The organism is Pseudomonas sp. PME37.24/025 (genome assembly GCF_055556615.1).
Genome location: NZ_JBVHNK010000006.1, coordinates 25,751 through 39,583, shown reverse-complemented (window position 1 = coordinate 39,583; position 13,833 = coordinate 25,751). Strand labels below are relative to the sequence as shown.

Sequence of the window (13,833 nt, the reverse complement as noted above, 5' to 3'; positions counted from 1 at the left end):
GCGAGCCCGGTGAACGATAACGGCTTAGTTCAGGTGCTCGACGCGGATCCGTACGACCGGGCCGACCACGCCTTCCAAGGCCTCCAGAGCGGTGATCGCGTCGTTCATGTGCTGTTCCAGCACACGGTGCGTCAGCAGGATCATTGGCACCAGACCGTCATGCTCTTCGACTTCTTTCTGCATGATCGATTCGATGTTGATGCCGCGCTCCGAAAGAATGCTTGCCACCTGAGCCAACACACCCGGATGGTCCTTGGCCTGAATGCGCAGGTAGTAGGCGCTTTCGCAGGCTTCGATCGGCAGGATCGGATGAGCCGACAGCGAATCCGGCTGGAAGGCCAGGTGCGGTACGCGGTTTTCCGGGTCGCAAGTCATGGCGCGAACCACGTCCACCAGATCGGCAATTACCGAAGAGGCGGTAGGCTCCATGCCGGCACCGGCACCGTAGAACAGGGTCGAACCGGCAGCATCGCCGTTGACCATCACCGCATTCATCACGCCGTTGACGTTGGCGATCAAGCGATCGGCCGGGATCAGCGTCGGATGCACACGCAGCTCGATGCCGGCCGCGGTGCTGCGCGCCACGCCCAGGTGCTTGATGCGATAGCCCAGCGCTTCGGCGTAATTCACGTCAGCGGTGGTCAGCTTGGTGATGCCTTCGGTGTAAGCCTTATCGAATTGCAACGGAATGCCGAACGCGATGGACGCCAGGATCGTCAGCTTGTGGGCTGCGTCGATGCCTTCGACGTCGAAAGTCGGATCGGCTTCGGCGTAACCCAGGGCTTGCGCCTCGGCGAGCACGTCTTCGAAGGTGCGGCCCTTCTCACGCATTTCGGTGAGGATGAAGTTGCCGGTGCCGTTGATGATCCCGGCCACCCAGTTGATGCGGTTGGCGGACAAACCTTCACGGATCGCCTTGATCACCGGGATGCCGCCAGCCACGGCCGCTTCGAACGCCACGATGACGCCCTTCTCGCGGGCCTTGGCGAAAATTTCATTACCGTGAACGGCAATCAGTGCCTTGTTCGCGGTGACCACATGCTTGCCATTCTCGATGGCCTTGAGTACCAGCTCGCGGGCAACGGTGTAGCCGCCCATCAGCTCTATAACGATGTCGATCTCAGGGTTCGTGGCCACTTCGAACACATCGTTGGTAATCGCAATACCGGTCGTCTGGAACTGAGGCTTTGGCGTGCGCATGGCAATTTGTGCCACTTCGATTCCACGCCCGGCACGACGAGCAATTTCCTCGGCGTTGCGCTGAAGTACGTTGAAGGTACCGCCACCGACGGTCCCTAACCCACAGATGCCTACTTTGACCGGTTTCACTGTGAACTCCCCATAAAACGGCCGACTCAAGGCCGGCCGTGAAAACAGCCGCATACTCGCGGCTCTCTATTAATGGCCCGACAATATTGCCGCCGAACCATGATCGTCAAAGGCTGACCATGACGATGCGAAATTATTTCGCGCCCAGTGCCAGTTTGGCGACTTGTGGCGCAGGCTGGTAGCCCGGAATGACCTGTCCGTCGGCCAAAACGATGGCCGGTGTGCCGTTCACGCCAATCGACTGACCGAGGGCGAACTGTTTGGAAACCGGGTTCTCGCACTTGGCGGCCTTGATTTCCTTGCCATCGACCATTTTGTCCATGGCGGCTTTCTTGTCCTTGGAGCACCACACGGCTTGCAGTTGTTCGTCACCCGGCGAGCCCAGGCCCTGGCGCGGGAACGCAACATAACGCACTTCGATACCCAGCTTGTTCAGCTCCGGCACTTCGGCGTGCAGCTTATGGCAGTACGGGCAAGTAGTGTCGGTGAAGACGGTGATGTGCGACTTGGTTTCGCCGATAGCCGGATAGACCACGGTTTCAGCCACTGGAATGTTGTTGATCAGTTTGGAAATGCCCAGGCGCTCGGTCTTCTCGGTCAGGTTGACCGGTTTGCCGTCCTTGAGCTGGAACATGTAGCCCTGAACAACGTATTGGCCGTCGGCGCTGGCGTAAAGCACGCGGCTGCCCTTTAGTTTGACTTCGTACAGACCTGGCAGCGGGCTGGCGGTGATGGTTTCGACCGGCACGTCGAGATTGAGGTTTTCCAGGCTTTTACGAATGGCTTTATCGGCCGCATCATCGGCGACGGCAAAGGTGCTGACCAACGCAATGGCTGCGGCGGCGAAAATCTGGGTCAGACGCATGAGAACTCCTGAAGGCGGACAAATGGGACGATCAGAACACCCGTGCCGAAACACCGGGTCATAACCGCCCATCGTACAAACCGGCAAAGCCTACCACATAAGGCCCGTGTGGCCGAATGCGGGTGACGCGAGACACCCATGCCTGACTGACACCCATTATTGTGGCGAGGGAGCTTGCTCCCGCTCGGCTGCGTAGCAGCCGCAAATAGGCCAGTCGGGCCTTCCTGAATAAATTCAGCGCCTGTTTTTGGGGTTGCTGCGCAACCCAGCGGGAGCAAGCTCCCTCGCCACAGGGTTTGCGCTAGCCTCTGGGGTGATGTTTGGCATGCAGGTCCTGCAAGCGTGCGCGGGCGACGTGAGTATAGATCTGGGTGGTCGAAAGATCGCTATGGCCGAGCAGCATTTGCACCACTCGAAGGTCGGCGCCGTGGTTGAGCAAGTGCGTGGCAAAGGCATGGCGCAAGGTGTGCGGCGACAGCGACTTGCCGATCCCTGCAACCTTGGCCTGGTGCTTGATGCGATGCCAGAAGGTCTGGCGGGTCATCTGTTCGCCGCGAAGGCTGGGGAACAGCACATCGCTGGGACGTCCGCCCAGCAACTCGCCACGGGCGTCGCGCATGTAGCGCTCGACCCAGACAATCGCCTCCTCGCCCATCGGCACCAGCCGCTCCTTGCTGCCCTTGCCCATCACCCGCAGCACGCCCTGGCGCAGGTTGACCTGCTCCAGCGTCAAGCTGATCAGCTCCGTCACCCGCAAGCCACAGGCATAAAGCACCTCAAGCATGGCGCGGTCACGCTGACCGATGGCTTCGCTCAAGTCTGGCGCGGCCAACAGCGCTTCCACATCGGCTTCCGACAAGGATTTAGGCAAAGGCCTACCCAGTTGCGGCATATCGACGCGCAAGGTCGGATCGACAGCGATCAGCTTTTCCCGCAGCAAATAGCGATAGAAGCCACGCACACCGGAAAGAAACCTTGCCGTAGAACGGGGCTTGTAGTTTTGCTCCAGGCGCCAGGCCAGGTGATCGAGGATCAACTCACGACCGGCGTTGATCAGCTCCAGGCCCTTTTCCTGTAGCCAGCCGTTGAACAAGGCCAGGTCACTGCGATAGGCATCGCGGGTGTTATCGGAAAGGCCTTTTTCCAGCCACAGGGCGTCGAGGAACTGGTCTATCAGGGGATGGTCGATGGCAGGCATGGAGTCTCAGACAGGCAGGCGTAAGGCCGCAAAAAATGAAGAGTCTTTCATAGCACGTTGGCGGTGAACATAAAATTCAGGCACAAAAAAAGCATCCCCTGCGGGATGCTTCTTTTTTGCGTGAGGCGCTCAGATTATTGTTGAGCCGGTTCGTTTTGCCCCAGGATCAACTTGCCTTCCTTGTCGACCGGAATCTGGTTGCCCGGATCGCGATCCATCCGCACTTTGCCTTCCTTGCCATCCAGCGAATAACGAACGTCGTAGCCTACAACTTTGTCGCTGATGTCATTCACGGTGTTACAGCGGGTTTGAGTGGTGGTGTAGGTGTCACGCTCCTGCATGCCTTCCTGCACCTTGTTGCCCGCATAACCGCCGCCGACCGCACCGGCCACTGTGGCGATTTTCTTGCCTGTACCACCGCCGATCTGGTTGCCCAACAGGCCACCAGCCAGCGCGCCGACCACCGTACCGGCGATCTGGTGTTGATCTTTTACCGGCGCTTGCCGGGTTACTGCAACGTCCTTGCATACTTCACGTGGCGTCTTGATTTGTGTCTTGACCGGTTCAACGGCTAGAACTTGCGCATACTCAGGGCCGCTTTTTTTGACCAGGCTGTAGGTGGCAACAGCACCCCCGGCCGTCACACCAACAGCACCCAATACTGCACCAACCAGCATCGACTTGTTCACATGAACCTCCTGACCATCACATGCGGGACATGCCCGCGCTTCTCCCAGCCTTGGAGCATAAAAAAAGGCGCGAGTTCAATACTCGCGCCTTCTCGGCTTACAGCTGGAAAAGCGATAACCGTTATGGACGATCGTCGACTTCCGTCTCGACCGCCGCAGCAGGAATCAGGTCCTCGCTGCTCAGGTTCAGCCAGATCAGCACCACGTTCGCGATGTAGATCGACGAGTAAGTACCCGCCAGAACACCGATGAACAGGGCAATGGAGAAGCCGAACAGATTGTCGCCACCGAAGAACAACAGGGCCGCGATCGCCAGCAAAGTGGAGATCGACGTCGCCATGGTCCGCAGCAGGGTTTGCGTGGTCGAGATGTTGATGTTCTCGATCAGGCTGGCCTTGCGCAGTACCCGGAAGTTCTCACGAACCCGGTCGAATACCACGATGGTGTCGTTGAGCGAGTAACCGATGATCGCCAGCACCGCCGCCAATACCGTCAGGTCGAAGGTGATCTGGAAGAACGACAGGATACCGATGGTCACGATCACGTCGTGGATCAAGGATACGATCGCACCGACCGCAAACTTCCACTGAAAGCGGAAAGCCAGGTAGATCAGGATGCCGCCCAGCGCCATCAGCATGCCGAGGCCGCCCTGGTCGCGCAGCTCTTCACCGACCTGCGGGCCGACGAACTCGACGCGCTTGACCACCGCCGGGTTGTCGCCACCGACCTTCTGCAAGGCCTCGGCTACCTGGTGACCCAGCTGCGGGTCTTCACCTGGCATACGCACCAGCAAATCGGTAGTCGCACCGAAGCTCTGTACGATCGCTTCGTGGTAACCCGCTGTCACCAGCTGCTCACGCACTTTGGTGACGTCGGCCGGACGCTCGTAGGTCAGCTCGATGAGCGTACCGCCGGTGAAGTCCAGCCCCCAGTTCATGCCCTTGTGGAAGCAGCTGAACAGTGCCAGCGCGGTAAGGAACAATGTGACGCCGAACGCGAAGTTGCGAACGCCCATGAAGTTGATTGTACGTAACATGGCAGCCCCTTAAATCCACAACTTCTTGAAGTCACGACCGCCGAAGATCAGGTTGACCATCGCGCGGGTCACCATGATGGCCGTGAACATCGAGGTAAAGATCCCGAGGGACATGGTCACTGCGAAACCCTTGACCGGGCCGGTGCCCATGGCAAAGAGAATCCCGCCGACCAACAAGGTAGTCAGGTTGGCGTCGAGAATCGCGGTGAATGCCCGGCCGAAGCCTTCGTTGATTGCCCGCTGCACGGTCATGCCGGCCGCGATCTCTTCACGTATCCGCGAGAAGATCAGTACGTTGGCGTCGACCGCCATACCCATGGTCAACACGATACCGGCGATACCCGGCAGGGTCAGCGTTGCCCCCAGCAGCGACATCAAGGCCAGCAGCATCACCATGTTCACCGTCAGCGCGACGGTGGCGATGAGGCCGAAGAAGCGATAGATGGCCATGATGAACAGCGAGACAAACAGCATGCCCCACAGCGATGCATCGATACCTTTGGTGATGTTGTCAGCCCCCAGGCTTGGGCCGATGGTGCGCTCTTCAGCGAAGTACATCGGTGCGGCCAGACCACCGGCACGCAGCAGCAGCGCCAGTTCGGACGATTCGCCCTGGCCGTTCAGGCCAGTGATGCGGAACTGGGCACCCAGCGGCGACTGGATGGTCGCCAGGCTGATGATCTTCTTCTCTTCTTTAAACGTCTGAACCGGCACGTCTTTCTCGACGCCGTTGATCACTTGCTTGGTGTAAGTGGTGACCGGACGTTGTTCGATGAAGATCACCGCCATGCTGCGACCGACGTTGCTGCGAGTCGCACGACTCATCAGCTCGCCACCGTGGCCATCCAGACGGATGTTCACTTCTGGCGTGCCGTGCTCGCCGAAGCCAGCCTTGGCGTCAGTCACCTGGTCACCGGTGATGATCAGGCCACGTTCGATCTGTGCCGGAGGACGATTGCCTTCACGGAATTCGAACGACTCGGAAGTGGCTTTCGAAGCGCCGGGCTCAGCCGCCAGACGGAACTCAAGGTTGGCCGTCTTGCCGAGGATACGCTTGGCTTCTGCAGTGTCTTGCACACCCGGCAGCTCAACCACAATGCGGTTGGCGCCCTGGCGCTGAACGATAGGTTCGGCAACACCCAGCTCGTTGACGCGGTTACGTACCGTGGTCAAGTTCTGCTTGATGGAGTATTCGCGGATTTCCGCCAGCTTGGCCGGGGTCATCGCCAGACGCAGTACCGGTTGGCCATTGAGGTCGGCCGGAACAATGTCGAAATCGTTGAAGTTCTTGCGAATCAGCGCACGCGCCTCTTCACGGGCTGCTTCATCAGTGAAACCCAGCTGAATGGCACCGCCCAGCTGCGGCAGGCTGCGATAGCGCAGACGCTCTTTGCGCAACAGGCTCTTGACGTCGCCTTCGTAGACTTTCAGGCGTGCGTCGAGGGCTTTGTCCATGTCCACTTCCAGCAGGAAGTGCACACCACCGGACAAGTCCAGACCCAGCTTCATCGGGTGCGCGCCAAAGCTGCGCAGCCATTGCGGGGTGGTTTGTGCCAGGTTCAGTGCAACGACGTAGTCATCACCCAATGCCTTGCGCACGACGTCTTTGGCGGGCAGCTGATCTTCAGCCTTGGTCAGACGGATCAGACCGCCCTTGCCGTTTGCGGCCAGAGTGGCAGCCTTGACGTTGATCCCGGATTCCTTGAGCGCGGTGCTCACACGATCCAGATCAGCCTGATTGACCAACAGCGCAGTACTTGCACCGCTGACCTGAATGGCCGGGTCATCAGGATATAGATTGGGAGCGGAATAAATCAGACCGACCGCCAGCACCGCCAGGATCAGAATGTATTTCCACAGAGGGTATTTGTTCAGCATCACGCCGCCCGCTTATGACGCGGGGCGCCTTGCGCGCCCCGTCGATTGAGTAGAAGTTGAAACTTAGATCGCTTTGAGCGTGCCTTTTGGCAGCGTGGCGGCGATGGCGCCTTTCTGGAATTTCATTTCGACGGTGTCGGAGACTTCCAGAACAACGAAGTCGTCGGACACTTTGGTGATCTTGCCGGCGATACCACCAGTGGTCACCACTTCGTCACCTTTTTGCAGGCTGCCCAGCAGGTTTTTCTGCTCTTTGGCGCGCTTGGCCTGTGGACGCCAGATCATCAGGTAGAAGATGACCAGGAAACCGACCAGAAAAATCCACTCAAAGCCGCCGCCCATTGGGCCTGCCGCAGGTGCAGCAGCATCAGCCATGGCATTAGAGATAAAAAAGCTCATTTAGCACTCCAGTTGCAAATGTTGAATCTTGGGGTCAGAAAACTCAGTCCAAAGGCGGAACAGGTAACCCGCGTTTGGCGTAGAAGGCATCGACAAAGGCGGCCAATGTACCCTGTTGAATAGCCTCGCGCAAACCAGCCATAAGCACCTGGTAATGGCGCAAATTGTGGATGGTATTCAACATGCTACCCAGCATTTCGCCGCACTTGTCCAGATGGTGCAGATAAGCACGGGAGAAGTTCTGGCAGGTGTAGCAATCGCAGGTCGGATCCAGCGGCGAATCATCATGGCGATGGAACGCGTTACGGATCTTCAGCACGCCTGTATCAATGAACAGATGCCCGTTGCGGGCATTACGGGTTGGCATCACGCAATCGAACATGTCCACACCGCGGCGCACACCCTCAACCAGATCTTCCGGTTTGCCAACGCCCATAAGGTAACGAGGTTTGTCAGCCGGCATCTGGCCCGGCAGGTAATCCAGCACCTTGATCATCTCGTGCTTGGGCTCGCCCACCGACAGACCGCCGATGGCCAGGCCGTCGAAGCCGATCTTGTCGAGGCCTTCCAGGGAGCGCATGCGCAAATCCTGGTGCATACCGCCCTGAACGATGCCGAACAGCGCCGCCGTGTTGTCGCCATGGGCTTCTTTCGAACGCTTGGCCCAACGCAACGACAGCTCCATCGATACCCGCGCGACGTCTTCGTCAGCCGGGTACGGGGTGCATTCGTCGAAGATCATCACGATGTCCGAGCCCAGATCGCGCTGGACCTGCATCGACTCTTCCGGGCCCATGAACACTTTGGCGCCGTCGACCGGAGAAGCGAAAGTCACGCCCTCCTCCTTGATCTTGCGCATCGCGCCCAGGCTGAACACCTGAAAACCGCCGGAGTCTGTAAGAATCGGGCCTTTCCACTGCATGAAATCGTGCAGGTCGCCGTGCTTCTTGATCACTTCGGTGCCAGGACGCAGCCACAAGTGGAAGGTGTTGCCCAGAATGATTTCCGCGCCGGTGGCGACGATATCCCGCGGAAGCATGCCCTTGACCGTGCCGTACGTGCCCACCGGCATGAAGGCCGGGGTCTCGACGGTACCGCGCGGGAAGGTCAAACGACCGCGACGAGCCTTGCCGTCGGTGGCAAGAAGCTCAAAAGACATGCGACTGGTGCGACTCATTCTGTTTCCTCTGGGCCTGTTTCTTTAGGGGCGGTAGGCGCGGGATTACGGGTGATAAACATCGCATCACCGTAGCTGAAAAAGCGGTATTCGTTGTCGACGGCGGCTTTATAGGCGGCCATGGTCTCGGGATAACCGGCGAATGCCGAAACCAGCATCAACAGCGTGGACTCGGGCAAATGGAAGTTGGTGACCAAGGCATCGACCACGTGAAACGGCCGGCCCGGGTAGATAAAGATGTCGGTATCGCCACTGAACGGCTTGAGCACGCCATCGCGCGCGGCACTTTCCAGCGAACGCACGCTGGTGGTCCCCACCGCCACCACGCGACCACCGCGAGCGCGGCAGGCTTCGACGGCATCGACCACGTCCTGGCCGACTTCCAGCCACTCACTGTGCATGTGGTGATCTTCAAGCTTCTCGACCCGCACCGGCTGAAAGGTGCCGGCGCCGACGTGCAAGGTCACGAACGCAGTCTCGATGCCCTTGGCGGCAATCGCCTCCATCAGCGGCTGATCGAAATGCAGCCCCGCCGTCGGCGCCGCCACCGCGCCCAAACGCTCGGCGTACACCGTCTGATAACGCTCGCGGTCCGAGCCTTCATCCGGGCGGTCTATGTAAGGAGGCAACGGCATGTGCCCGACGCGGTCGAGCAGCGGCAACACCTCTTCGGCAAACCCCAGCTCGAACAACGCATCGTGACGCGCCAGCATCTCGGCTTCGCCACCGCCGTCGATCAGGATCTTCGAACCCGGTTTCGGCGATTTGCTGGAACGCACATGCGCCAGCACGCGATGACTGTCGAGCACCCGCTCCACCAGAATTTCCAGCTTGCCGCCGGAAGCCTTCTGGCCAAACAGCCGCGCCGGAATCACCCGGGTATTGTTGAACACCATCAAATCGCCCGGGCGCAAATGCTCAAGCAAATCAGTGAATTGACGGTGTGCCAGGGCGCCGCTGACCCCGTCCAGGGTCAACAGGCGACTACCGCGACGCTCAGCCAAAGGATGGCGAGCAATCAGCGAATCAGGGAGCTCAAAAGTAAAGTCAGCAACGCGCATGATGGGGTTCGTCTAGCAGGGCCGGGAAGTCTAGCGGAAATATCAAAAATTCTCCATGTACCTGATTGACCGACGGTTATCTCATCTCTATACTTCGCCGCCATTGAGCCCTGATGGCGGAATTGGTAGACGCGGCGGATTCAAAATCCGTTTTCGCAAGAAGTGGGAGTTCGAGTCTCCCTCGGGGCACCACATAGCAGTATCTGAGAGTCTCTACCAGCCTCTCAGACCCAGAGAAACCGGCCACTTGGTCGGTTTTTTTGTGCCTGTCAGTCTATCCCTGTATCCCCTTATCCGTTGTATCCCTGTATCCCTGCTTGTATCCTGAGAAAAATACCGAACTTTGGGATACAAGGATGAAGCGCGCAGACATCAAGCGCCGCCCTCTCGCTGACACGACACTTGCGGGGCTGGAGCCGGAATCAAAGGAATACCGTGAGCTGGACGGAAACGGCCTCTACTTCAGAGTCAAACCCGACGGCGGTAAATCTTGGCAACTCCGCTACAAACGTCCGGCTGGCAATTGGGCTTGGATGGGGCTTGGGGGTTACCCGGAAGTAAGTGGCGCATTGGCACGCGACAAAGCTGCTGATCTACGCAAAGTAGTGAGCAGTGGCGCCGATCCCCTTGAACAAAAGCGATCTGCAAAAGCTGCAATCGATACGGCTAAAGCTCGAACCTTCCGGGCGGCTGCCGATGCTTGGCTCAAGGCAAAAGAAGAAAAGGGTCTTGCCCCTTCCACCCTCAATAAGATCCGGACGTACCTCGACAAGGACATCCTTCCTGCTCTGGGGGACAAACCTCTCGACGAAATTACCCGCACAGATTGCGCAGAACTCCAAGCATCCATAGAAGCTAGAGACGCTCACAACGTAGCGGAGAAGTGTCGCACTTGGATCAACCAGATCTTCGGTCGAGCCATTGGATTGGGCTTGACCGAAAACGATCCGGGGAGCCGTCTTCGCGATATCGCCGCCCAAGCACCAAAGACTCAACAGCATCCACACCTGCTCGAACCCGAACTTGGCGACTTTCTGGCCGCGTTGAAAAACACACCCAGCAGACTGACAGCCCGAACTGCAGCATGGCTTTGCATATGGACGGCATCGAGACCGGGAATGGTTCGCTTAGCTGAATGGAAAGAGTTCGACCTTGATAAAGCTATTTGGACGACCCCTGCCGCTAAGATGAAGATGCGCAGGGATTTTGTGTGCCCACTCCCTAAGCAGGCGCTCTCCGCTCTCAAAGAACTCCAATGCCTCACCGGGCGCAGTCGATGGCTATTTCCTGGAGTCGGCGCTAAGAACCCGACCATTAGTGAAAACACCATCAACAAAGTTTTTGCGACGATTGGTTACAAAGGTCGCCTGGTTGGCCATGGCACTCGCCATACCGCTAGCACTCTGCTCAGGGAACACGGCTGGCCGAAAGAGCATGTCGAAGCGCAGCTTGCTCATAAAGAAGAGGGAATCTCTGGGGTTTACAACAAGGCTCAATACCTTGAGCACCGGGTGAAAATGATGCAGTGGTATGCAGATCACCTTGATGCGTTAGCAAGCGAAAAGGTGATCAAGGGACCGTTTGGAAAAGCGGTATGAGTGCGCATATCCGTACCCCTTTCAAAATCTTTGTTACGGGTGTTACTCGTGTAACGACCTTCGCCAAACACCAGAATTCATTGGCTCTCGCGCCCGTTACACTCCTGCCCGACCTTCCGTACATTCGATGTAACGCACCTCTGTTGTGTAACGCCAGAACAAACCCCTCGCTTGCTGCGGGCCGACGTTCGACCCACTTGGCGAGAGCGTCATTCTCGCTGGCTACGCCTGCGCGACGCAGGGCGTGGGATAAAGCGTTACACGTTGAGAGCGATTGCCAATGATTGATACTCACCCAATCTTGCACTCGGCGCTAACCGCTGGCCTGATCCAATATCTCTCAGGGCAACCGCTCTACGAGTTTTGTAATGAACAGCTCGCTGACGTTTGCGAGCTGATCAATCGGTGTTGCGTGCGCATTCAGACCGGCGACATCAATGGCGATCTCAGCAGCATGTGCATACAGACAACGATGCACGAAGAGGCAATTTTCCAGTACGCCTCAACCGACAACAGAGCCCGTCTTGCACATTGGGTTCGCCAGTACAGCAAGTGCCATTCGGCATCTGAACGCGAGACACATGCGGCCTACATCATGGCCTGTGCTGTAAAGGCGCTGGGAGCATTGGCCGACTGGATGCGTGCCACCGATCAGGAGGCTTGGTCGCATATTACTGAGCGTCCGACCGACTGGCCGTGGGATCTCTATTGTCAGTTTGTGGAGATGCAAGTCAATCCCAACGAACGTATCCAGGCACTAGACCAGTATGTTCTTTATCTGGAGCCCATCATTTCCCTGCCTTGCTTGATCAACGACGAGTTGCTCCCCATCGCGGACAGGGCAATCAAGAACGCCATCCGTAGCAAAGGGGGCATCATCAGCGGTATGGAGCGCAATAAAGACATCGTTGCCCGCGACGCTGCAATCATTCATCAGGGGCGGCACTACTTGGCGAGCGGAATGCCCGAGAGGAACATTGCAACAGCAGTGCAAGCCTGGCTAAAACGGGAAGTGGCTAAACCGCCCAAGCAGCGCCTTGGTTGGATCACACTCGAAACAGAAAAGGCGCTATCGCGTAAATCCGTTGACACCATCCTCAAACGAAATTTCGTGCTGTAAACCAAAATTTCAATTGGAAGTGAACTGCTTACCGATCACCCATTTCTAGATCATTGCTCTCAGTCCTAACCTGTCGAGAGCAAGACCTATGAAAGCATCTAATACCGAACTTCTCCGCCTGAACTCTACTACTTCAAGCCCACTTTTCGATGCAGCTACGACACTGATCCGCATGCCCGAAGTCGAGGGCATTTTGGGCATGAAGCGCTCGACCATCTACAAGCTGATGCAGCGCCCCGACTGCAGATTCCCCCTGCCCGTCAAACTGAGCAACAGCAACGCTCGCGGCGCTCCTGTCGCATGGGTTCTTTCTGAAGTTCAGGCATGGGCACGCAGCCGCATCGAGGTGCGTGATCAGGTGGCGGCATGAAGCGCAACTCCAGTCCAATCAAAGGGCCCTTCCTCGACTCCTACAGCATCGGTTTCCGCCTCTATCAACCCGGCGCAATCAACTGGCGGCATCGCACCATCGCAGGCGTGAGCTGGAACGGCGAAGAGCAGGAAGCGTTCTTTTTCAGCCCTGAAGGCCTCGTTCTGCCGCTCATAGCCAATCCGTGGGAATTGCCTGAACTGATCCGTAAAAACGCGGTACGCAGAGAGTTCTCCAGCATTCACGGCACCGGGTATTTCGCCATGAAAGACAGCCGTCGCGTCTCGCTGAATTCGCTTGGTTTAACCGACTGGGTCACCTACTGGCTAGTGGATCAATCGGCTGGATATGCAAACGATCCAGCAGTATGGCAACGCATCACCGATGAGGATCTCGCCACGGAAAAGGCCGCTACCGAACGCCTTCACCGTGACATGCGATTGACCTCCGATTTGACCGGCTATGTGGACGAATGCCTAGCACAGCGCCGCGATCTGCTGGCTGTAGAACACCGCCGACGGTGCGCCGAGGACAGCAAGATCTTGGCTTGGCTCAAAGGTGAAACACCGCCGCCGCTGTTTGCCAACGTACAGGAGGCCGCATGAGCCGTCAGATTGCCAATAACGCCTTGATGCATCCCTTTTCCGTACTACGCCGGATCGGCTTTTCGCCGCGCCTCATGCAACGCCTTGAGCGCTACCGCAGCCAGCAGGACAAACAGGATCGCGTGGTCAGTGTACTCAGCTGGTCCGACGGCACCTGGTGCGCCCTCTCCCTCCACTGCAAAAACACCGGAGCCGTGATTGTCGACGAAGGCCAGCAAACGCATGCCTACGAAGACGCTCGCTCGATGCTCAACGGTGGCTTCCTGCCCCTGCTCTCCCTGCGCTGGGAAGCTCATGCCTGAAACGAAAACGCCTCCGGGGGCGATCCGGAGGCGTTGAGGTGAATCAACATGCACGAACAATTTATGCCGCACTTGAAAAATCCGCAAGCCATCAGCGCAGTTGCACTTTCGAAAAACGAACGTTACTCTCTGGTCGTCGCTGCAAACTCAGCGATTGGGCTTGGCGGCCCAAACAGTACAAGGCGCAACAGCGCCCCCATTACGAT

General features: G+C 57.9%; 14 protein-coding genes and 1 tRNA gene. 6 read left to right on the top strand and 9 right to left on the bottom strand.

Features of this window, described 5'->3' with window-relative positions:
* Nucleotides 1-24: 24 nt before the first annotated feature.
* The 9 genes from ACZ3HH_RS12250 to queA all read right to left on the bottom strand — a co-directional run bounded on the left by ACZ3HH_RS12250 (nucleotide 25) and on the right by queA (nucleotide 9,632).
* Entirely contained in the window at nucleotides 25-1,329 is a 1,305-nt protein-coding gene (locus ACZ3HH_RS12250) for a homoserine dehydrogenase (RefSeq protein ID WP_447788482.1), read from the bottom strand.
* Nucleotides 1,330-1,462: 133 nt separating this feature from the next.
* Nucleotides 1,463-2,194 carry a bifunctional protein-disulfide isomerase/oxidoreductase DsbC gene (gene dsbC, locus ACZ3HH_RS12245; protein ID WP_123719896.1) on the bottom strand — a complete coding sequence of 244 codons (732 nt, stop codon included), beginning with the start codon at nucleotides 2,192-2,194 and terminating at the stop codon, nucleotides 1,463-1,465.
* 301 nt (nucleotides 2,195-2,495) lie between these two features.
* Nucleotides 2,496-3,392: a site-specific tyrosine recombinase XerD gene (gene xerD / locus ACZ3HH_RS12240; RefSeq protein ID WP_019651849.1), complete on the bottom strand. Its 897-nt coding sequence runs from the start codon at nucleotides 3,390-3,392 to the stop codon at nucleotides 2,496-2,498.
* A 134-nt stretch (nucleotides 3,393-3,526) separates the two neighbouring features.
* Nucleotides 3,527-4,081 carry a glycine zipper 2TM domain-containing protein gene (locus ACZ3HH_RS12235; RefSeq protein ID WP_038979087.1) on the bottom strand — a complete coding sequence of 185 codons (555 nt, stop codon included), beginning with the start codon at nucleotides 4,079-4,081 and terminating at the stop codon, nucleotides 3,527-3,529.
* A gap of 121 nt (nucleotides 4,082-4,202) precedes the next feature.
* A complete protein-coding gene (gene secF / locus ACZ3HH_RS12230; protein WP_465804893.1) occupies nucleotides 4,203-5,117 on the bottom strand; it encodes a protein translocase subunit SecF in 915 nt (304 codons plus the stop codon).
* Nucleotides 5,118-5,126: 9 nt separating this feature from the next.
* Nucleotides 5,127-6,995 (bottom strand): protein translocase subunit SecD, encoded by a 1,869-nt coding sequence (gene secD, locus ACZ3HH_RS12225; protein ID WP_465804891.1) that lies wholly within the window; start codon nucleotides 6,993-6,995, stop codon nucleotides 5,127-5,129.
* A 63-nt stretch (nucleotides 6,996-7,058) separates the two neighbouring features.
* Nucleotides 7,059-7,394 carry a preprotein translocase subunit YajC gene (gene yajC / locus ACZ3HH_RS12220; RefSeq protein ID WP_008014002.1) on the bottom strand — a complete coding sequence of 112 codons (336 nt, stop codon included), beginning with the start codon at nucleotides 7,392-7,394 and terminating at the stop codon, nucleotides 7,059-7,061.
* Between the two features lie 43 nt (nucleotides 7,395-7,437).
* Complete coding sequence (gene tgt, locus ACZ3HH_RS12215; RefSeq protein WP_176466924.1) at nucleotides 7,438-8,553, bottom strand: tRNA guanosine(34) transglycosylase Tgt; 1,116 nt, start codon at nucleotides 8,551-8,553, stop codon at nucleotides 7,438-7,440.
* Between the two features lie 14 nt (nucleotides 8,554-8,567).
* A complete protein-coding gene (gene queA, locus ACZ3HH_RS12210; RefSeq protein WP_367374286.1) occupies nucleotides 8,568-9,632 on the bottom strand; it encodes a tRNA preQ1(34) S-adenosylmethionine ribosyltransferase-isomerase QueA in 1,065 nt (354 codons plus the stop codon).
* A gap of 107 nt (nucleotides 9,633-9,739) precedes the next feature.
* Here queA and ACZ3HH_RS12205 point away from each other — a divergent pair.
* The 6 genes from ACZ3HH_RS12205 to ACZ3HH_RS12180 all read left to right on the top strand — a co-directional run bounded on the left by ACZ3HH_RS12205 (nucleotide 9,740) and on the right by ACZ3HH_RS12180 (nucleotide 13,627).
* Nucleotides 9,740-9,824: transfer RNA gene (locus ACZ3HH_RS12205), tRNA-Leu, on the top strand.
* A 164-nt stretch (nucleotides 9,825-9,988) separates the two neighbouring features.
* Nucleotides 9,989-11,230 carry a tyrosine-type recombinase/integrase gene (locus ACZ3HH_RS12200; protein WP_465804888.1) on the top strand — a complete coding sequence of 414 codons (1,242 nt, stop codon included), beginning with the start codon at nucleotides 9,989-9,991 and terminating at the stop codon, nucleotides 11,228-11,230.
* 280 nt (nucleotides 11,231-11,510) lie between these two features.
* The gene (locus ACZ3HH_RS12195; protein ID WP_465804886.1) at nucleotides 11,511-12,350 is read left to right on the top strand and encodes a hypothetical protein; all 840 of its coding nucleotides are present in this window, start codon (nucleotides 11,511-11,513) and stop codon (nucleotides 12,348-12,350) included.
* 88 nt (nucleotides 12,351-12,438) lie between these two features.
* Nucleotides 12,439-12,720, top strand: coding sequence for a helix-turn-helix transcriptional regulator (locus ACZ3HH_RS12190; RefSeq protein WP_465804884.1), 282 nt, complete (start codon nucleotides 12,439-12,441; stop codon nucleotides 12,718-12,720).
* Nucleotides 12,717-13,325: a hypothetical protein gene (locus ACZ3HH_RS12185; protein ID WP_465804882.1), complete on the top strand. Its 609-nt coding sequence runs from the start codon at nucleotides 12,717-12,719 to the stop codon at nucleotides 13,323-13,325. The genes ACZ3HH_RS12190 and ACZ3HH_RS12185 overlap by 4 nt, the downstream gene beginning before the upstream one ends.
* On the top strand, nucleotides 13,322-13,627 hold the full coding sequence (locus ACZ3HH_RS12180; RefSeq protein WP_465804881.1) for a hypothetical protein: 306 nt from the start codon (nucleotides 13,322-13,324) through the stop codon (nucleotides 13,625-13,627). The genes ACZ3HH_RS12185 and ACZ3HH_RS12180 overlap by 4 nt, the downstream gene beginning before the upstream one ends.
* Nucleotides 13,628-13,833 lie beyond the last annotated feature (206 nt).

Excerpts from the sequence above, each read along its gene's own strand:
- tgt (WP_176466924.1), bottom strand. The coding sequence starts at position 8,553 with ATGTCTTTTGAGCTTCTTGCCACCGACGGCAAGGCTCGTCGCGGTCGT.
- xerD (WP_019651849.1), bottom strand. The coding sequence starts at position 3,392 with ATGCCTGCCATCGACCATCCCCTGATAGACCAGTTCCTCGACGCCCTG.
- queA (WP_367374286.1), bottom strand. The coding sequence starts at position 9,632 with ATGCGCGTTGCTGACTTTACTTTTGAGCTCCCTGATTCGCTGATTGCT.
- ACZ3HH_RS12185 (WP_465804882.1), top strand. The coding sequence starts at position 12,717 with ATGAAGCGCAACTCCAGTCCAATCAAAGGGCCCTTCCTCGACTCCTAC.
- secD (WP_465804891.1), bottom strand. The coding sequence starts at position 6,995 with ATGCTGAACAAATACCCTCTGTGGAAATACATTCTGATCCTGGCGGTG.
- dsbC (WP_123719896.1), bottom strand. The coding sequence starts at position 2,194 with ATGCGTCTGACCCAGATTTTCGCCGCCGCAGCCATTGCGTTGGTCAGC.
- yajC (WP_008014002.1), bottom strand. The coding sequence starts at position 7,394 with ATGAGCTTTTTTATCTCTAATGCCATGGCTGATGCTGCTGCACCTGCG.
- ACZ3HH_RS12195 (WP_465804886.1), top strand. The coding sequence starts at position 11,511 with ATGATTGATACTCACCCAATCTTGCACTCGGCGCTAACCGCTGGCCTG.
- ACZ3HH_RS12180 (WP_465804881.1), top strand. The coding sequence starts at position 13,322 with ATGAGCCGTCAGATTGCCAATAACGCCTTGATGCATCCCTTTTCCGTA.
- ACZ3HH_RS12190 (WP_465804884.1), top strand. The coding sequence starts at position 12,439 with ATGAAAGCATCTAATACCGAACTTCTCCGCCTGAACTCTACTACTTCA.
- ACZ3HH_RS12200 (WP_465804888.1), top strand. The coding sequence starts at position 9,989 with ATGAAGCGCGCAGACATCAAGCGCCGCCCTCTCGCTGACACGACACTT.
- secF (WP_465804893.1), bottom strand. The coding sequence starts at position 5,117 with ATGTTACGTACAATCAACTTCATGGGCGTTCGCAACTTCGCGTTCGGC.